We start from the raw sequence: 17,240 nt of genomic DNA on the forward strand, positions 1-17,240 counted from the left end.
AGAACCCTGAATCCCCTGCGTGCGGCAGCAGCCAGGGGCGAACATATGGAATGGCGGCGGGGGAAAGCCCTGCCGCAAGCAGTGGGACCGGCAAGCGCCGGTTCTTTTTTTGTCGGTAACACGCTTCGCCCTTTCCATACGCATATGCATAATCCGCTCTCGCTCCACCAACACTATGCAAAGATTTCATTACGTGCCAAGGGGGATGTAAACCGTGCGAACCAAGCTGACTGCCATAAGGCCTGTAACGGCGGCCAGGGGCGGTTTTCCTTGGAAGGCCGGCGGGACTGAAGCGGACAGCGCCCCGGCAGCAAAGGAAGCAACGGGCCCCAGGATAAACGGTTCGACTGGCACAGTGATGACCGCCAGCAATGCGGCTGGAATTGGTGAAGGGAGGATTGGATAAAAATGGGATACGGAACGGTTGCGCGCGTCCTCTTTCCCGTCACCTTGATTGCGCTTGTCGGTGTCGGGGTGTGGGGCTATCAGGAGCACAACGAAAAAAACTCCATTTTGATCAAGGCGGAAAACCAGTATCAGCGCGCCTTTCACGATTTGAACTACCACATCGACAACTTGCATGACGAATTGGGTAAATCGCTGGTTATCAACACGCGCAGGCAGATGACCCCCTGCCTCACCAATGTCTGGCGGCTTGCCAACGAGGCCCGGTCGGAGGTCGGTCAACTGCCGCTGACCTTGATGCCGTTCAACAACACGGAAGAGTTTTTGTCCCGCGTCGCTGACTTTTCATACCGGGTAGCGGTGCGCGATCTGGACAAGGAGCCGCTGACAGCAAAGGAGTACCAGACGCTGAAAGAGCTGCACAAACACTCCAAAAACATCCAGAACCAGTTGCGCAACGTGCAGGCCAACGTGTTTGCCAAACAACTGCGCTGGATGGACGTGGAGACGGCGTTGGCCTCGGACGACAAAAAATCGGACAACACGATTATTGACGGGTTCCGCACGATTGAAAAAAAACATGTCGAAAAACCCCGAGATCGACTGGGGCGTCGGCATTCGGAGCCTGGAAACAAAAAAACTGAAGCGGATCAAAGGTATCGATGGCAAACCGATTGACAAGGAAGAGGCGAAGCGGATCGCGCTGGCATTCACAGGATTGAATCCCGCGGAAGCGACGGTTGAAGTGGACGATAACGGCAAGGCCGAAGGGTACACCGCCTACAGCGTCCGGATAACCTCCAAGAAAGCGGGCGCCCCGATCAACCTGGATGTGACCAAACGGAGCGGAAAAGTTGTCTGGATGATGAACGAACGGGAAGTCGGCGAAGAACGCATCAGTCTGGACGAAGCGGAGGAAAGCGCGCGCAAGTTTTTGCGGGATCACGGGTTCGGCAACATGGTGGTGTCGGAAAGCGACACCTATGACAGAATCGGCATCTTTACCTTCGTGCCGGAGCAAAACGGGGTGCGCCTCAACCCCGATGCCGTCACGGTCAAAACGGCGCTGGACAACGGCTCCGTCATCGCATTCAATGCGGCCGAATACCTGTTCAATCACAAGCCGCGCAAGCTGCCCGCGCCGCGCGTGACCAAGGAACAGGCAAGAGCCAGGGTGAATCCCGCCGTCAATGTGAAAAGTCAGCGTTTGGCCTTGATCGAGAGCAAGGACGACGGCCGAGACGTGCTGTGCTGGGAAATCACCGGGACGTATGAGGACAGCACCTACACGGTTTACATCAACGCCTTGACCGGAGATGAGGAAGACATCATCAAAATGGACACCGGTGCAGAGGGAGAGGCGGGATAAATCCTCTGCCCCATCGAAATAGGGAAAGACGGGGGATGTCCGGCTTTCCCTATTTGCCGTTTCCAAAGAAAACAGGTTATAATAAACAGGTGAGGAGAAAAGGGGGAACATTCCGTACATGAAGCTGCCACGAATTGGACAAACACTCCGATTGAGCCTTGTCCACGCTTCCGAAGAGCGAAACGGCCAGACGTTCAAGACCCGGGTCGCCGATCTGACGGAGGAACACATCGTCATCGAGCTTCCAATCAGTGAGGCAACGGGCAGAACAGGCCCCTTTCCTGCAGGGACCGAATGCAACGTGTGGTACATAGGCGATGACGGTTCCCGCTATGAGTTCCGCACTGTCATCAACGGCAGGCAAAGCGAAAACATTCCCGTCCTGTTGATCAGGAAGCCGGAAAAAACCGCGGTGAAACGAACACAGCGGCGCAGTTACCTGCGCATCAACACGGCGGTGGAAATTGCCGTCAAAACGACAGACCCTGTTCGGCGCTATCATTTCCTTACGCGGACGATTAATCTGAGCGGGGGCGGCATCTCGTTTACGTGCGAAGCATCCTATCGGCTGCAGGTAAAAGATCGTCTGCAGGTGTGGATGGCACTGCCCGGAAAAAACGGACAAGTACAGCACGCTTATGGCGTGGTGGAAATCGTCCGCTGCAATCCCGCGGAGGAAAAGGGTCTGCATCAGTGGATCTCCGGAAAGTTTGTGCAGATCAGCGAAGCGGACCGGGCGAAAATTGTCCGCGCCTGTTACGAACGGCAGCTTGATTGGCGGAAAAAAGGTGTACTCGATTGATGGCAACGAGAGAAGGATGATCCCCGATGGCCAACGACTTCGACTCGCGTTATTGCCGATTCTCGCGGCGCGTGGAAAAGGGAATCATGGCGCTGATCGTCATCAGCGTTATCATGCTGGCGTGCGGGGAATTGCTGATCGAGTTCGAACCGGTTCGCGCCTTTTTCGTGGAGACCCATTGGCTGGAGGGGGTGCCCGGACGCCCCTAAAGGTTTGCGCGTGCTTCCATACTATGGTACTATTAAAGATAACATAGAGTGGCGACGACGCGAATGGGGCTTCGACAGAAGCTTTTCTTGTTTCTATTTTTCTACATTTCTTCCAGGACTTTCATACATAGCAGGTGAGAACAAAATGAACATTGCAATCGACGGTCCGGCCGGGGCGGGGAAAAGCACCGTTGCTCAACAGGTGGCAAAACGGCTGGCGTACTTGTATATCGACACGGGCTCGATGTACAGGGCGCTGGCGTGGGCAGTGCTGAACAACCGCATTCCGATCGACGACGAAGCAGCGGTATCCGAACTGCTGCGGTCAAGCGACATCCGGCTCGAACGGGAACGCGACAGCCAGCGCGTATTCTGGAACGGCCAGGACATCACCGACCAGATCCGCACGCCCGAAGTGAGCCAGTACGCGTCCATCGTTGCCAGCTACCCGTCCGTACGTGAGCAGATGCTGGTGCTGCAGCGTCAAATGGCAGCAGGCGGCAACGTCGTCATGGACGGGAGGGACATCGGCACCCACGTGCTGCCGGATGCCGATGTAAAAATTTTCCTGACTGCTTCTACCCGGGAACGTGCCGAGCGGCGGTTGAAAGAACTGCTGGCGAAGGGGCTCCAAACCGATCTGGCTACGCTGGAAGCGGAGATCGCCGAACGGGACAAGCGGGATATGGAGCGGGAAGCGGCTCCCCTGCGCCAGGCGGCGGACGCTGTGCTGGTGGACACGACAGGGATGACGATCGAACAGGTCGTGGAGCAAATCTTGAAAATTTGCGAACGGTCGGGTGAGTCGATACAGTGAGGACGTATCGTTTTTTTCACAGCCTGTTCCGCGCCTTATTTTCCATCATCTTTCGTTGGCAAGTAATCGGCGCTGAACATATACCTAAGAAAGGCCCTGTTATTCTCTGTGCCAATCACATCTCGCTGTGGGACCCGCCCCTTTTGGGTGCGGGAATTGACCGACCGGTGCACTTTATGGCAAAAGAGGAGCTGTTCCGCATACCGATCCTCTCCTACTTCATCACCAAGTTTGGCGCTTTTCCCGTCAAGCGGGGGGCTGGCGACCGCGCTGCCATCCGCACCGCCCTCAAGCTGCTGGAAGATGGAAAAATCTTTGGAATTTTTCCGGAAGGGACCCGCAGCAAAACGGGGAAACTGGGACCGGGCATGCCAGGAGCGGCCATGTTTGCCCTGAAATCGGAGGCCGTGGTCATACCGGTGGCGATTATCGGCAACTACAAATGGTTCCGCCCGATCAAAATCGTGTACGGCCCGCCCATCGACCTGTCCGCGCAGCGTGCAGCAAAACCGGGGTCCGATACCCTCAAGGAGACTACCGACCTGATCATGGCTCATATTCAGTCACTGCTCGATCAGCACCGTTCATCGTGAGTCGGTATAGAAATAACAAAGGGTAGAATACTAAATCTGTTGGAACTTCTTGGCTTGTCAACTAACTGCTAGCCTACCGGCGGTAGTTAAAAATATACTGCTCCCGCTTCTTTTTAGACAGCATGGGACTGGATGGTATTTAAGGAGGTTTTATTCATGATGGAAGAAAGCAACGTAAGCCTGACGGATGCAACAACCATTTCCGTAGGGGATGTAGTGAAGGCTACCGTCACCAAAGTGGAAGACAAACAGGCTTTGGTAGACGTAGGCTACAAATACGACGGCCTGATTCCGATCAGCGAGCTCTCTCCGCTGCACGTGGAGAAGGTGTCCGACGTGGTTTCGGTTGGCGACACCTTTGACGTAAAGGTGCTGAAGCTGAACGACGAGAAAGAAGAACTGGTCGTATCCAAGAAAGCCGTCGCCATGGAAGCAGCGTGGGCGGACCTGGAGAAAAAGATGGAATCCGGAGAAATCATTGAAGCCGAAATCAAGGAAGTAGTGAAAGGCGGTCTCGTCGTAGACGTAGGCGTGCGCGGCTTCATTCCGGCCTCCATGGTGGAACGCCACTTCGTGGAAGACTTTTCCGATTACAAAGGGAAGACGCTGCGGCTGAAAGTGGTGGAGATGGACAAGGAAAAGAACAAAGTGATCCTGTCTCACAAAGCGGTGCTGGAAGAAGAAGCAAAACAGCAAAAACAAGCCGTACTGGAACGCCTGCAGCCGGGTCAGGTGCTGGAGGGAACCGTACAGCGCATGACTGATTTCGGCGTGTTCGTCGACATCGGTGGTGTAGACGGTCTGGTGCACGTGTCCGAACTGGCTTGGCACCGCGTGGAAAAACCGTCCGACGTCGTCAAGGAAGGCGACAAGGTACAGGTAAAAGTGCTGAAAGTTGACAAGGAAAACGAGCGAATCAGCCTGAGCATCAAGGAGACCCAGCCTGGTCCCTGGGCAACGGTGGGCGAACAGTTCAAGCGGGGAGATATTGTGACTGGCACCGTAAAACGCCTCGTCTCCTTCGGCGCTTTTGTGGAAATCGCTCCGGGCATCGAGGGACTGGTGCACATCTCGCAAATCGCCAACCGCCGCGTCGCAACGCCGGGTGAAGTGCTGAAGGAAGGCCAAGAGGTGCAGGTGAAAGTGCTGGATGTCGTTCCCTCCGAGCAGCGCGTCAGCCTCAGCATTCGCGCCGTCGAAGAGGAGCGCGCCGAGCAGGCGGAGCGTGCCAGCAAACGGGAACAACAGCAGTTCCAGCAGGAAAACAACCAGCCGCTGGGCGTTACGCTGGGCGAACTGTTTGGCGATCTGAAAGAAAAATTGAAGTAAATACCGAGGGGATACGCGCAGGCGTATCCCTTTTTTATAGGTCTTTATAGATCCATTCCGCCGTGGGCATTGCCCATGACGGACGAGGAGGGCTAGTTTTATACGGGAGGCGGACATGGAGCGATCGAAGCGAAAAGTGGAGCATATCGAGTACGCATTGGCGACGGCGGAAGCACACAGAAACGCCTGGGACGACCTGTCGTTTGTGCCAAACAGTTTACCGAATATATGTTATGGTAACACGAAAGTGGAAACGGATATCCCTCCGTTTCGTCTCTCGTCCCCTTTCCTGATCAATGCGATGACTGGGGGAGCGGCTGCCGTCACCGAGATCAACCGGCTGCTGGCGATCGTCGCCCGGGAAAAGGGACTGGCGATGGCCGTAGGCTCGCAAATGGCGGCGCTGCGCGATCCGGCCGTGGTGGAGAGCTATGCGGTGGTGCGTCGGGAAAATCCGGACGGCATCGTGTTTGCCAATCTGGGGGCGGAAGCGACGGTGGAAGAGGCTCAGCGTGCGGTGGAGATGATTCGCGCCGACGGTCTGCAGATTCATCTCAACGTCTTGCAGGAACTTTTGATGCCGGAAGGAGACCGCGATTTTACCGGCTATCTGGAACGGATTCGCGCGATTCGCGAGGCGATCGGGGTGCCGGTGATTGTCAAGGAAGTGGGGTTTGGCATGTCCCGCCGCACGATCGAGCAGCTGGCCTCCGCCGGTGTCTCGATCATCGACGTGGGCGGCAGGGGCGGCACCAATTTTGCCAAAGTGGAAAATCAGCGCCATTCTGCGCCGCTGACCATGTTTGAAAGCTGGGGGCTGTCTGCGCCGGAGAGCCTGCTGGAAGCGGATAACTGCCGCCTGGATGGGGTCCGTCTGATCGCAACAGGCGGGATTCGGCACGGGCTGGATGCGGCCAAGGCGCTGGCGTTGGGAGCTTCCGCCGTGGGCGTGGCGGGTGCCCTGTTGCGCCTGGTGACGAACGTGCCGTTGGAGGCGTGCCTTGCCGCTGTCGATGCCTGGCATCATCAACTGCGGGTGGCGATGACGGCGCTGGGTGTGTCGGAGCTGATTGAATTGCGGCGGGTGCCGGTATTGATCACGGGCGTGACGGCGGAGCGGGCGCGGCTGCGCGGCTGCAAACCGGAGCGTTATGCCCGCCGGGACGAGGAACCGTTTTGATTGGCTCATGAAAGATCGCCAGATGAGGCATACTTTGGAAGACATCCGCAACGTGAGGAGATGGACATGAACGAGGGAACGCTTGCGATCCTCATCCAGTGGTGTTTTCTCTGTCTCGTCTGGATGGGCAGTTTCGACCGGCCGCTGAAGCGTTGGGGCGTGTCGCGCGCGGGCACCCTGGCTGTGCTCGCCGCGTTTCTCGCATGCTCGTTTGTCAGCTGGCAGATCACGTTTCTGCCCGTGCAGGTCAGCCTCAGCGGAACGATTCTGCCTCTTCTTTGCGGCGGTTGGTTGTACGGACGGTTGGCCAAAGAGAAACGACGCCTCTATTTGCTGGCTGGTGCCGCTGCAGGCTTGGCACTGTTCTGGTTGCGCTGGCTCTTTTTTACCGACCCGGTTCTGCAGGTGTGGGACGAAGCGGTCCTCCTGCCAACAGCGGCGGTGCTGGCCGTGTTTGCCATCGCTCGCCGCGGACTGGCCCGCCTCTATTTGCTCGCCGTCTCCCTTCCCGGTGCCGATGTGCTGTATGCACTGTATGTGTGGAAGCTGTCGGGAACCTGTGAGATCGGCGGCGGCTATGCGCAAGATCTGTTGTGGAGCGCTGTCTCGCTTTGGAGTCTGACCGGATCGACACTGGCAGCCGTCAGACGACTGTTTGGATACCGGGAGACAGAAACGTCCCATTCCGATACGCACAGGTGATGCCGATGTTTCGAGAACTGCTTGCCAATGAGTACATCATTCCGCTCACGATAGGGCTGAGTTTTGGCATTCTCTGCCGGCTGTATCTGCTTCGCACAGATTACCGGCAGTATCCGACCTTTCCCCACGGCAAGATCATCCACATCTCCCTGGGGGTGATCGCGTCTGCGCTGGGGGCGCTGGCCGTGCCGTCGCTGCTGAAGCAGGACTACACTGCGGTCACCTTTCTGACCTTAGCGGCCCAACAGTTTCGCGATGTCCGCAACATGGAGCGGACGACGCTGACGGAGATCGACAAGCGGGAGCTGGTGCCCCGGGGCGGACCGTACATCGAGGGAATTGCGATGGTGTTTGAAGGGCGCAACTACCTGGTCATTTTCACCTCACTGTTGACGACGTTTGCCACCGTGCTGTTCAACTGGTGGGGAGGCTGCCTGGTGGGGATCGCGGCACTGGTCATCTCCCGCCTGCTCAAATCCGGCCAAACCCTCGGCAGCATCGTGGAGGTGCAGCCGGCTGACGTGCGGGTAGAGGGGAAAAACCTGTACGTAGGCGACATATACATCATGAACGTCGGCCTGAAGGAGGCCCAGGAACTGATTCAAAAACGGGGCATGGGTTTCATTCTGGTGCCCAAGGATGACAACGCCTCCGTCTCCATTGCCCATCCGGGTCAGCGGCAGGCGATTTTGCACGACGTGGCGACGCAGATGGGGGTGTTTACCGACGAGGGAGAGCCGTCACTCACACCGCTGGTGAAACGGGATCTGGAGACAGGTCGCTTGGGCGTGTTCTTGCTTCCGCAGGTGCCTAGCCGCGAGCGGGCCAAAGCGGTCATAGAAGCGGTGCCGATTCTGGAGAGCGTCTATCGCATGCCGAATGAGGTACAGCCGGTCGAACAAGGAGGGTAGTGCATGTCCGCCAGAATCGTAGCAGTGGTTACCACCAACAAAGAGCACGTCGCCGGGGGCGTTCCCGTCTTTGTCGTTCCCAGCCGGGAGCGGATGCAGCAGACGGCTTTTACACTGGAAAAAGTGATGGACGCGATGGTGCACGAGTTGGATGACGAGACGCTGATCGTTGTTCGTCACAACTAGAGTGTGGTATGATTAGCTAGTCAAAACAGATATGAGAGAGAGTGTTGTCAACTATGGGATTGCCAGTGGTAGCCATTGTGGGTAGACCCAACGTGGGCAAGTCCACGATTTTTAACCGATTGGTCGGTGAGCGCATCGCCATCGTGGAGGACAAGCCGGGCGTGACCCGCGACCGCCTGTACGGGAAGGGGGAATGGCTGAACCGCTACTTCCACGTCATCGATACCGGCGGCATCGAATTTGGTGAGACCGACGCAATTCTCACACAAATGCGCCACCAGGCGGAACTGGCCATCGACGAGGCAGACGTCATCCTGATGGTGACCGACGGCCGCGCCGGCGTAACCGATGCCGATCAGGAACTGGCGCGCATGCTGAACCGCACCGGGAAGCCGATCGTTTTGATCGTCAACAAGATCGACAATCCGGACATGCGTGCTGACATTTACGACTTTTACACGCTGGGACTGGGCGATCCATTCCCTGTTTCCGGCAGTCACGGGCTTGGCTTGGGCGACGTGCTCGAAGAGGTGGTGAAGCACTTCCCGGGAGGAGAGGAAGAAGAGCGGGACGACGACGTAATCCGCATCGCCATCATTGGGCGGCCCAACGTAGGGAAATCTTCACTCACCAACGCGATCCTTGGTGAAGAGCGCGTCATCGTCAGCGATGTGGCCGGCACGACGCGGGATGCCATCGACACGCCGTTTGAGCGCGACGGGCAGCACTACATTTTGATCGACACTGCCGGGATGCGCAAACGGGGCAAAGTATATGAAACGACGGAAAAATACAGCGTGATGCGGGCGATGAAGGCGATCGAAGAGTCGGATGTCGTGCTGGTCGTCCTGAATGGGGAAGAAGGCATTATCGAGCAGGACAAGAAGATCGCCGGGTACGCCCACGAAGCAGGCCGCGCCGTGATTATCGTTGTCAACAAATGGGATGCGGTCGAAAAGGACGACAAGACGATGCTTCGCTTCACCGAGTTGATCCGGGAAGAGTTCAAGTATCTGGATTACGCGCCGATTCTGTTTGTCTCGGCCAAAACCAAGCAGCGGATTCACACGATTTTGCCGAAAGTCAACCAGGTGGCGGAAGCGCATTCGATGCGCGTCTCCACATCGGTGCTGAACGATCTGATCACGGACGCGACGATCATGACACCGCCGCCGTCGGACCGGGGCAAGCGGCTGAAAATCAACTACGCGACCCAGGCGGCCGTCAAACCGCCAACCTTCATTCTGTTTGTCAACGACCCGGAACTGATGCATTTCTCCTATGAGCGTTACATTGAAAACAAAATACGGGAGGCGTTTGTCTTCGAAGGCACGCCGATCCGGATTTGGACGCGCAAAAAAACATAGGGAGAGGAAACAACATGCTGTTTTTGTCCTGGGTGATCAGTTACCTGATCGGCTCGATCAGCTTCAGTTATCTTATTGCCAAAAAGATTGCGGGCATTGACATTCGCGCCCACGGCAGCGGAAACGCAGGCGCGACCAATACCCTGCGCGTTCTGGGAAAAGGACCGGCCGTCGTCGTGCTGGTCCTGGACGCGCTGAAGGGACTGGCCGCGATGGGCATCACGCACCTGCTGACAAACGGCGATCCGACGGCGTACGCGATGTCCGGGCTGTTTGCCATCGTCGGGCATAACTGGCCTGTCTATTACGGATTTCGCGGGGGGAAGGGTATCGCCACCACGCTGGGTGTGGCACTGGGCTTCTCTCCGTTGGCCTTTCTCATCTCGGTCATCGTCACCGTTGTGGTCATTGCTCTGACGCGATATGTGTCGCTGGGTTCGCTCGTGTTTGTGACACTACTGCCGGTGTGTCTGTATTTTCTCGCCAAGGACATGGCGTTCGTCTGGGTCAGCATTGCCCTTGCTGTCTTCGCCTACGTCCGCCATTACAACAATATCCAAAATCTTCTTGCAGGCAGAGAGCGCAAACTGGGGGAACCGTCCCAGCGCAATCTGCAGTAAGGTAACGTGGAGGGAATCATGTGAGTCAGGATGTTGCTGTTATCGGCGCCGGCAGTTGGGGTACGGCGCTGGCCTCGGTCTTGGCGGATAACGGCCATCGCGTAAACGTCTGGGTGCGCGATCCGAAACTGGCCGACGAGGTCAATACCCGTCATACCAATGAAAAATACCTGCCGCGCGTAATGCTGTCACCCGGGATTCGTGCCTCGGTCGATCTGCGGGAGGTCGTGTCGGACAAACCGGTTGTGCTGTTGGCCGTCCCCTCGCACGCGATGCGGCAGGTGACGCGCGAGCTTGCGCCATTTTTGCGTCCGGATGTGCTGCTGATTCACGCCGCCAAAGGCTTTGAACTGGAGAGTTTGAAGCGCATGACGGAGGTGATCGGCGAGGAAGTGCCCGAGCCGATCGGCAAAGGAGTCGTTGTGCTGACAGGACCGAGCCATGCAGAGGAAGTGGTGCGCCGGTCGCCGACCACGGTAGTCGTCGCTTCCGCTTGCGAGGACCGCATGCTGCGCGCACAGGACCTGTTCATGAACGCGTATTTCCGCGTCTATACCAACCCCGACCTGGTCGGAGCGGAGATTGCCGGGGCCCTGAAGAACATCATCGCGCTGGGAGCGGGGATGTCCGACGGGCTGGGATTTGGCGACAACGCCAAAGCAGCGCTGCTCACCCGCGGCCTGGCGGAAATTACCCGGCTTGGTATCAAACTGGGCGCCATGCCGCTGACGTTTGCCGGACTGGCCGGCGTGGGCGACCTGATCGTCACCTGCACGAGCAAGCACAGCCGCAACTGGCGGGCCGGATATCTGCTTGGCCAGGGAAAACCGCTGGACGAGGTGCTGGAGCAGATGGGCATGGTGGTGGAAGGCGTGCGCACGACCAAAGCCGCGTACGCGCTGGCCAGCCGCAATCAGGTGGACATGCCGATCGCCTCGGTGCTGTACGGGATTTTATTTGAAGGCAAGTCGCCCCGTCAGGGCGTGGAAGAACTGATGGGACGCGGCCGCACGCGCGAAATGGAATACCTCGGGCCGTTTGGCGTGTAAAGTCACGGACGTTCGCTCACCATATTAGGCTCCTGTACATACGTTATTGATGTGGCAGTATTGCCTAAGCCGTAAGGAGGAGCTGAAGGGATGAGCAAAAACGTGTCGTATCGTTTATTGGAACGGTTGCTGGCAAAAGCAGGAGGAAACGTGGATGAGGGCAGGCTGCGCACGCTGGCCAGCAATTTTACGCGAGACGACTTTGAGGACGAGGCCAAACTGCGCCACGTAATCCGATCGCTCGCCGCATTGAACGGCAAAACCTTGAACGAAGAGCAGGAAGACAAGGTCGTGCAGATGTTCCGCAACCAGGAGATCAACCTCAGCGACCTGTCCTCGCTCAGCAAATTGCTGAAGTAAGCGATTTGGGCGATTATGCCCGTTCCCTGTTGCGCAAAACGTCATACAGTATGACTAGGAACAATCATGGCTCTACAGGGACATGGCTGGCCTACAGATTCAAGAAAAAAAGAGGGATGTCATCCCTCTTTTTTTCGTTTCGCGGCACCGTTTGCCGTCTGGTTCAGCAGGCTTTGCACCAGCGGGGATTGCAGCAGGCTGAGAAGCTGGTTGATGTCGATGTTTCCCAGCAGATTGCCGCCCCCGTTGTTGCCTTCGGCCGCTTCGTTGGCCGGGCTGCTTGTCTCCGCAGACTGCCGTTTGCCGGCGGGCTTTTCCGTATCCGCCGCCTCCGCCGAGCGTTTTCCCAGTCTTTCAAAGAGCTGCATCGCGCCGTACAGCGTATCCATCGTTTCTTCGACCTGGCGGATCGTGCTGCTGATCCCCTTGATGTTGCTGCGCATCCGCGAAACAGACGAGCGCAGGTCGGTCACTTCCGGCACCGTCTTTCGCGGCGTGACGGCGAGCGACACCTCCTGCACCTTGTCGCTCAGTTTTCTGCTCGGTATGGGAGCGTAGGGATTACGCCATTTCCGAGTGGTCATCAGCCATCCCTCCAATAGGCGGATTCATCACGATAGTCTATGCGAACGTCTAGAGTGAGGTTCACCGGACGGGAGCGGCAGAACAAGAAGTATGGTATACTATTTCAAAAACGGAAAAAAGGATGCTGTCGTACATATGCCTATCGATCCAATGACCAAGATGAACATCTCGCTGATCGCCATCGCGCTGATGTTCGTATGCAATTTCATGGTGCTCTATGCGCGCAAGACGAAAAACGGCCTGGTGTCGTTCCTGCTGAAGACAGTCGCATTTTTGATGCTGCTGGCTGTATTCGTAATGATTCTAATAGTGATTTTTGCATGAAGGAGGGTACGCGATGGGGCAACTGACATTGATCTCCCGCACCGGCACCCATCAACTGCCCGTGGAAACCGATGTGACAATCGTGTCCATCGCCAAACGGCACAAGCTGGGGTGGGGATACGCCTGTGAGCGGGGAATATGTGCCCAGTGCCGGACGCTGGTGCAGGAAGGAGCCGACTGCCTCAATGAAGTGACAAAGGAGGAGAAGCTGCGGCTTCGCAAGGCAGAGCGAGCGGAAGGGTACCGTCTGGGCTGCCAAATCCAAATAGTCAGACAGGGGCGCGTGACATTGGCGCACCGTCCGTATTGACAGGGGGCTGACAGCGTGGGAAAACTGACGTTTTTGCCCTCGGGAAAAAGCGTAAAGACGCGGCCGGGCCAACTGGTCACAAGTGCAGCCATGGCGGCGCGGGTCGTCATCCCGCAGCGGTGCGGCGGACACGCTTCCTGCCTGATGTGCCGCATCATCGTGGAAAGCGGACGCTTGTCTGAACCGTCGCCGTTGGAGCGGCGCAAGATGCCGGAAGATGATATCCGCAAAGGCATCCGGCTGGCCTGTCAGGCGAAAACCACCGGGCAGGACTGCACGGTGCGTATCCCGGAGAGCCGATGGAAGTCGGTCGTTCGGGCGGCGCTGGAGTCGCAGCGCGCCCAGCAAGAAGAATGGTAGCAAGAGGTGTAACAGGTGATGTGGCAAACATGGCACACTGCGTTGCGGCTGCCGGTAATGCTGGCGGTCTTGTCTGTCCTGCTGGGCGGTTGCCTGTATCCGGAAGAACGGAAAATGGAGAACCAGATTCCCAGCGAATTTTATCTGGAGGCAACGCAAAAAGCGGTGGAACAGTACCAACAAGACACGGGCGTGCTGCCGATTGTGACGAAACCGGCGGATACGCCGATCTTCGAGAAGTACGAGCTCGATTTTCGCAAAATGATGCCCAAATACCTGCCGGATGCGCCGGGCAACTCGTTTGAAAAAGGCGGCGTATACAAGTACGTGCTGATCGATGTGGAAACCAAGCCAACCGTTCGGCTGATTCATTTGGGCGCTGTCAGCAAAGTGGCCGACGTGCAGAGCGCCGTCAACAACTTCGTGCGGAATTACGGCAAGCTGCCGATCAAAGCTGATCTCGGCAACGGCTATTACTCCATCGATTTTCAGAAGATGTCCATGCAGGACGTGCAAGTCATGTCGACGGAAGGCAACTATCTGCTCCCGCTCGTCATGAATGCCAAAGGTGAAGTTGGCATCGATTACGCTGCCGACATCGCCAACATCCTGCGCAGCAAAAAAGCGGAGGTCATGGAGAATACCGACCCGCGGTACGTGATGGCGCGTCATTCCATGTTCGTCCCGGCCAAGTCGTTTCCCTACGAACTGGTGGACGGCGAACCCCGCCTGCAGAAACTGTAAAAAGGCGCACAGGCGGCTTGCTCCTGCAGCCGCCTTTCTCATGTGAATAAATCCCGCCCGCCTTGATGCGGATGATTCCCGGCTGCACAGACTGCTGTCTGCAGGGGAGTCGTTTTTCGCAGGTCCGGGCGGTTATTTTTTTGTTCTAGCGCGGTGGGGCGCACATATACATGTATTGTCCACGATTCTAGTACGAGATTCTCGGGAAAATACTGACGGTCAGGGATAATTCGGAAAAATGGTCATAGTGTATCAATAGACAAATAGGAGGAGGTCATCGATGGTGGAACGAGTCGACATCTTTAAAGACATTGCCGAACGGACGGGTGGGGATATTTACCTGGGCGTCGTGGGACCTGTCCGGACGGGAAAATCGACGTTTATCAAACGATTCATGGAACAGGTCGTCATTCCCAACATCCAGTCGGAGGCGGAGCGGATACGCGCCACGGATGAACTGCCGCAGAGCGCGTCCGGCCGAACAATCATGACGACGGAACCCAAATTTGTTCCGAATCAGGCTGTACAGGTAAACGTGACGGAAGGGCTCAGCATCAACGTTCGGCTCGTCGACTGCGTCGGTTATACTGTGCAGGGCGCGAAGGGTTTTGAAGACGAAAACGGCCCGCGCATGGTCAACACGCCGTGGTACGAGGAGCCGGTTCCATTCGAGGAAGCGGCTGAAGTGGGAACGCGCAAGGTCATTCAGGAACACTCCACCATCGGAATTGTCGTCACCACGGACGGGAGCGTTGCGGAGATTCCACGCAGCAGTTACATCGAAGCGGAAGAACGGGTCGTGGCCGAACTGAAGGAAGTCGGCAAGCCGTTTGTCATCCTGGTCAACTCCACCCGCCCCCGTTCGGAAGAGACGCAAGCCCTGCGGATGGAACTGCAGGAGAAATACGACGTACCGGTGCTGGCCCTGTCTGTGGACCACATGACGGAAAATGAAATCCTGCTTTTGATGCGGGAAGTGCTGTTCGAATTCCCTGTGCACGAGGTAAACGTGAATCTGCCCAGTTGGGTAATGGTACTGGAAAATGGACACTGGCTGCGCCAAAACTACGAAGAAGCGGTACGGGAGACAGTGAAGGACATTCGCCGCCTGCGCGACGTGGACCGGGTCGTCAGCTATTTCAACGAGTACGATTTTGTAGAACGGGCAACTCTGGCCGGAATGCACATGGGGCAAGGGATTGCCGAAATCGACCTGTACGCGCCGGACGAACTGTACGACCGTATCCTGATGGAAATCGTCGGCGTCGAAATCAACGGAAAGGATCACCTGCTGAAAATCATGCAGGAATTTGCCCATGCCAAGCGGGAGTACGATCAGGTGGCGGAGGCGCTGCACATGGTCCGGACGACCGGCTACGGCATCGCCGCACCGTCGCTGCACGAGATGACCTTGGACGAACCCGAATTGATTCGCCAAGGACCGCGTTTCGGTGTGCGCCTGAAAGCGACGGCTCCGTCGATTCACATGATTCGCGTCGACGTGGAGTCGGAATTCGCGCCGATCATCGGCACCGAAAAGCAGAGCGAAGAACTGGTCCGCTATCTGATGCAGGACTTCGACAGAGACCCGCTGTCGATCTGGAACTCGGACATTTTTGGCCGCTCACTGCATTCCATCGTGCGGGAAGGCATCCAGGCCAAGATCACGATGATGCCGGACAACGCCCGCTACAAGCTGCAGGAGACCTTGGGGAGGATCATCAACGAAGGATCGGGCGGACTTATCGCAATCATTCTGTAAGCGAAAAATCGGGCGTGAAGTCCTACGAAAGGCAGGGCAAACAGAGGCTCCCGGCGGGACGGGAAGCCTTTTTTTCTTGGATTTCGCTTAAATTCGACAGGAGGGGGCTTGAATTTGCGGGAACAGTGTATTACTATATGCTTGTCAGAGCGGTAAAAACACCCAATCATGTGTATAAAACGATTGGTTTCGGTTAAGAAAAGTAGTAATACCAACGATGTGGCGCACATTGAGGGGAGGTGAAAAGAAATGAATAAAACTGAACTGATTGCAAAAGTGGCTGAGACCACCGAACTCACCAAGAAAGATGCTACCAAAGCTGTTGATGCAGTTCTTGATGCAATTGCGGAAGCACTGAAAAACGGAGAGAAAGTACAACTGATTGGTTTCGGTAACTTCGAAGTTCGCGAGCGTGCGGCTCGTAAAGGTCGCAACCCGCAAACCGGCGAAGAGATCGAGATCGCTTCCAGCAAGGTACCGGCATTCAAGCCTGGTAAACAACTCAAGGACTCCATCAAGTAATCGTTACATCGGTTAACGAAACTCTTACATAAAAATCCACATTGATGAAATGTGGATTTTTTTCACGTTCTCAGATGCTTCACGATATGTGGATCGTTTTGTTTTTTTCTGGGGAATGTGATAAGATGGGCTTGTTTCATCCGCTGGAGAGGGAGGTTTTGTCATTGAAAGAGGTCGATCTGGAGAAAATTCAACAAGCGGTCCGCATGATCATCGAAGCAATCGGTGACAATCCGGATCGGGACGGATTGCTGGATACGCCCAAACGGGTGGCGAAGATGTACGCGGAAGTCTTTGAAGGCATGAGGGTAAACGAAGAAGAGTTTTTCGAAACCGTGTTTAGCGAAGACCACGAAGAGATGGTGCTGGTAAAAGACATACCGTTCTACTCCATGTGCGAACACCATCTCGTGCCCTTCTTCGGCAAGGCTCATGTTGCGTACATCCCTCGCGGCGGCCGCGTGGTGGGCTTGAGCAAGCTGGCTCGGGCCGTCGAAGCGGTAGCCCGCAGACCGCAGCTGCAGGAGCGCATTACCTCGACCGTAGCTGACGCGATCGTCCGCAAGCTGGACCCGCACGGCGTGGTTGTAGTCGTGGAAGCGGAGCATATGTGCATGACCATGCGCGGAGTGAAAAAGCCGGGTTCCAAAACGGTGACCTCTGCGGTGCGCGGCATCTTTGCCCATGACGCAGCAGCGCGTGCAGAAGTATTCAGTCTCATACGTACATAACGT

General features: G+C 56.5%; 21 protein-coding genes and 1 pseudogene. 21 read left to right on the forward strand and 1 reads right to left on the reverse strand.

Annotated elements, in window-relative coordinates; translation table 11 throughout:
• The first annotated feature begins 408 nt into the window (after positions 1 to 408).
• From ypeB to IRT44_RS14380, 14 genes and pseudogenes are all read left to right on the forward strand, one after another.
• Positions 409 to 1,774: pseudogene (gene ypeB / locus IRT44_RS14310) on the forward strand (germination protein YpeB).
• 118 nt (positions 1,775 to 1,892) lie between these two features.
• Positions 1,893 to 2,576 (forward strand): flagellar brake protein, encoded by a 684-nt coding sequence (locus IRT44_RS14320; protein ID WP_171565006.1) that lies wholly within the window; start codon positions 1,893 to 1,895, stop codon positions 2,574 to 2,576.
• 26 nt (positions 2,577 to 2,602) lie between these two features.
• On the forward strand, positions 2,603 to 2,785 hold the full coding sequence (locus IRT44_RS14325; RefSeq protein ID WP_171565005.1) for a hypothetical protein: 183 nt from the start codon (positions 2,603 to 2,605) through the stop codon (positions 2,783 to 2,785).
• A gap of 145 nt (positions 2,786 to 2,930) precedes the next feature.
• The gene (gene cmk / locus IRT44_RS14330; RefSeq protein ID WP_171565004.1) at positions 2,931 to 3,602 is read left to right on the forward strand and encodes a (d)CMP kinase; all 672 of its coding nucleotides are present in this window, start codon (positions 2,931 to 2,933) and stop codon (positions 3,600 to 3,602) included.
• A complete protein-coding gene (locus tag IRT44_RS14335; protein ID WP_212132023.1) occupies positions 3,599 to 4,195 on the forward strand; it encodes a lysophospholipid acyltransferase family protein in 597 nt (198 codons plus the stop codon). The genes cmk and IRT44_RS14335 overlap by 4 nt, the downstream gene beginning before the upstream one ends.
• A 156-nt stretch (positions 4,196 to 4,351) precedes the next feature.
• Positions 4,352 to 5,524 carry a 30S ribosomal protein S1 gene (gene rpsA / locus IRT44_RS14340; protein ID WP_171565002.1) on the forward strand — a complete coding sequence of 391 codons (1,173 nt, stop codon included), beginning with the start codon at positions 4,352 to 4,354 and terminating at the stop codon, positions 5,522 to 5,524.
• Between the two features lie 115 nt (positions 5,525 to 5,639).
• On the forward strand, positions 5,640 to 6,704 hold the full coding sequence (gene fni, locus IRT44_RS14345; protein WP_212132022.1) for a type 2 isopentenyl-diphosphate Delta-isomerase: 1,065 nt from the start codon (positions 5,640 to 5,642) through the stop codon (positions 6,702 to 6,704).
• Between the two features lie 66 nt (positions 6,705 to 6,770).
• Complete coding sequence (locus IRT44_RS14350) at positions 6,771 to 7,406, forward strand: YphA family membrane protein (protein ID WP_230076881.1); 636 nt, start codon at positions 6,771 to 6,773, stop codon at positions 7,404 to 7,406.
• Positions 7,407 to 7,411: 5 nt separating this feature from the next.
• Positions 7,412 to 8,317, forward strand: coding sequence for a YIEGIA family protein (locus IRT44_RS14355; protein ID WP_171564999.1), 906 nt, complete (start codon positions 7,412 to 7,414; stop codon positions 8,315 to 8,317).
• A 3-nt stretch (positions 8,318 to 8,320) separates the two neighbouring features.
• Complete coding sequence (locus IRT44_RS14360) at positions 8,321 to 8,503, forward strand: capping complex subunit for YIEGIA (RefSeq protein WP_171564998.1); 183 nt, start codon at positions 8,321 to 8,323, stop codon at positions 8,501 to 8,503.
• A gap of 53 nt (positions 8,504 to 8,556) precedes the next feature.
• The gene (der, locus tag IRT44_RS14365) at positions 8,557 to 9,870 is read left to right on the forward strand and encodes a ribosome biogenesis GTPase Der (protein ID WP_171564997.1); all 1,314 of its coding nucleotides are present in this window, start codon (positions 8,557 to 8,559) and stop codon (positions 9,868 to 9,870) included.
• A gap of 14 nt (positions 9,871 to 9,884) precedes the next feature.
• A complete protein-coding gene (gene plsY, locus IRT44_RS14370; protein ID WP_171564996.1) occupies positions 9,885 to 10,490 on the forward strand; it encodes a glycerol-3-phosphate 1-O-acyltransferase PlsY in 606 nt (201 codons plus the stop codon).
• A 20-nt stretch (positions 10,491 to 10,510) separates the two neighbouring features.
• The gene (locus IRT44_RS14375) at positions 10,511 to 11,539 is read left to right on the forward strand and encodes an NAD(P)H-dependent glycerol-3-phosphate dehydrogenase (protein WP_171564995.1); all 1,029 of its coding nucleotides are present in this window, start codon (positions 10,511 to 10,513) and stop codon (positions 11,537 to 11,539) included.
• 90 nt (positions 11,540 to 11,629) lie between these two features.
• Positions 11,630 to 11,899: a stage VI sporulation protein F gene (locus tag IRT44_RS14380; RefSeq protein ID WP_212132019.1), complete on the forward strand. Its 270-nt coding sequence runs from the start codon at positions 11,630 to 11,632 to the stop codon at positions 11,897 to 11,899.
• Positions 11,900 to 12,018: 119 nt separating this feature from the next.
• Here the strand turns inward: IRT44_RS14380 and IRT44_RS14385 are convergent, their stop codons facing one another.
• On the reverse strand, positions 12,019 to 12,483 hold the full coding sequence (locus IRT44_RS14385; protein ID WP_171564993.1) for a hypothetical protein: 465 nt from the start codon (positions 12,481 to 12,483) through the stop codon (positions 12,019 to 12,021).
• Positions 12,484 to 12,619: 136 nt separating this feature from the next.
• Between IRT44_RS14385 and IRT44_RS14390 the strand changes: the two genes are divergently transcribed.
• The 7 genes from IRT44_RS14390 (at position 12,620) to folE (ending at position 17,237) form a co-directional block, all read left to right on the forward strand.
• Entirely contained in the window at positions 12,620 to 12,808 is a 189-nt protein-coding gene (locus tag IRT44_RS14390; protein ID WP_171564992.1) for a DUF2768 family protein, read from the forward strand.
• Positions 12,809 to 12,821: 13 nt separating this feature from the next.
• Positions 12,822 to 13,118 (forward strand): 2Fe-2S iron-sulfur cluster-binding protein, encoded by a 297-nt coding sequence (locus tag IRT44_RS14395; protein ID WP_171564991.1) that lies wholly within the window; start codon positions 12,822 to 12,824, stop codon positions 13,116 to 13,118.
• A gap of 15 nt (positions 13,119 to 13,133) precedes the next feature.
• Entirely contained in the window at positions 13,134 to 13,478 is a 345-nt protein-coding gene (locus IRT44_RS14400; protein ID WP_171564990.1) for a 2Fe-2S iron-sulfur cluster-binding protein, read from the forward strand.
• Positions 13,479 to 13,496: 18 nt separating this feature from the next.
• Complete coding sequence (locus tag IRT44_RS14405) at positions 13,497 to 14,222, forward strand: hypothetical protein (RefSeq protein ID WP_212132018.1); 726 nt, start codon at positions 13,497 to 13,499, stop codon at positions 14,220 to 14,222.
• A 283-nt stretch (positions 14,223 to 14,505) separates the two neighbouring features.
• Positions 14,506 to 15,984, forward strand: a complete 1,479-nt coding sequence (gene spoIVA / locus IRT44_RS14410; RefSeq protein ID WP_171565025.1) for a stage IV sporulation protein A — start codon at positions 14,506 to 14,508, stop codon at positions 15,982 to 15,984.
• 249 nt (positions 15,985 to 16,233) lie between these two features.
• The gene (locus IRT44_RS14415; protein WP_029099595.1) at positions 16,234 to 16,506 is read left to right on the forward strand and encodes an HU family DNA-binding protein; all 273 of its coding nucleotides are present in this window, start codon (positions 16,234 to 16,236) and stop codon (positions 16,504 to 16,506) included.
• Positions 16,507 to 16,670: 164 nt separating this feature from the next.
• Complete coding sequence (folE, locus tag IRT44_RS14420) at positions 16,671 to 17,237, forward strand: GTP cyclohydrolase I FolE (RefSeq protein ID WP_171564988.1); 567 nt, start codon at positions 16,671 to 16,673, stop codon at positions 17,235 to 17,237.
• Positions 17,238 to 17,240: the final 3 nt, after the last annotated feature.

It is taken from the genome of Brevibacillus sedimenti (assembly GCF_020923495.1).
In the GTDB taxonomy this organism is placed as follows: Bacteria; Bacillota; Bacilli; order Brevibacillales; family Brevibacillaceae; genus Brevibacillus; species Brevibacillus aydinogluensis.

Coding starts and splice junctions, on each gene's coding strand:
- IRT44_RS14360 (WP_171564998.1), top strand. CDS start 8,321: ATGTCCGCCAGAATCGTAGCAGTGGTTACCACCAACAAAGAGCACGTC.
- IRT44_RS14415 (WP_029099595.1), top strand. CDS start 16,234: ATGAATAAAACTGAACTGATTGCAAAAGTGGCTGAGACCACCGAACTC.
- IRT44_RS14350 (WP_230076881.1), top strand. CDS start 6,771: ATGAACGAGGGAACGCTTGCGATCCTCATCCAGTGGTGTTTTCTCTGT.
- IRT44_RS14325 (WP_171565005.1), top strand. CDS start 2,603: ATGGCCAACGACTTCGACTCGCGTTATTGCCGATTCTCGCGGCGCGTG.
- plsY (WP_171564996.1), top strand. CDS start 9,885: ATGCTGTTTTTGTCCTGGGTGATCAGTTACCTGATCGGCTCGATCAGC.
- IRT44_RS14405 (WP_212132018.1), top strand. CDS start 13,497: ATGTGGCAAACATGGCACACTGCGTTGCGGCTGCCGGTAATGCTGGCG.
- IRT44_RS14385 (WP_171564993.1), bottom strand. CDS start 12,483: ATGACCACTCGGAAATGGCGTAATCCCTACGCTCCCATACCGAGCAGA.
- IRT44_RS14320 (WP_171565006.1), top strand. CDS start 1,893: ATGAAGCTGCCACGAATTGGACAAACACTCCGATTGAGCCTTGTCCAC.
- fni (WP_212132022.1), top strand. CDS start 5,640: ATGGAGCGATCGAAGCGAAAAGTGGAGCATATCGAGTACGCATTGGCG.
- der (WP_171564997.1), top strand. CDS start 8,557: ATGGGATTGCCAGTGGTAGCCATTGTGGGTAGACCCAACGTGGGCAAG.
- IRT44_RS14390 (WP_171564992.1), top strand. CDS start 12,620: ATGCCTATCGATCCAATGACCAAGATGAACATCTCGCTGATCGCCATC.
- rpsA (WP_171565002.1), top strand. CDS start 4,352: ATGATGGAAGAAAGCAACGTAAGCCTGACGGATGCAACAACCATTTCC.
- IRT44_RS14395 (WP_171564991.1), top strand. CDS start 12,822: ATGGGGCAACTGACATTGATCTCCCGCACCGGCACCCATCAACTGCCC.
- IRT44_RS14355 (WP_171564999.1), top strand. CDS start 7,412: ATGTTTCGAGAACTGCTTGCCAATGAGTACATCATTCCGCTCACGATA.
- cmk (WP_171565004.1), top strand. CDS start 2,931: ATGAACATTGCAATCGACGGTCCGGCCGGGGCGGGGAAAAGCACCGTT.
- IRT44_RS14380 (WP_212132019.1), top strand. CDS start 11,630: ATGAGCAAAAACGTGTCGTATCGTTTATTGGAACGGTTGCTGGCAAAA.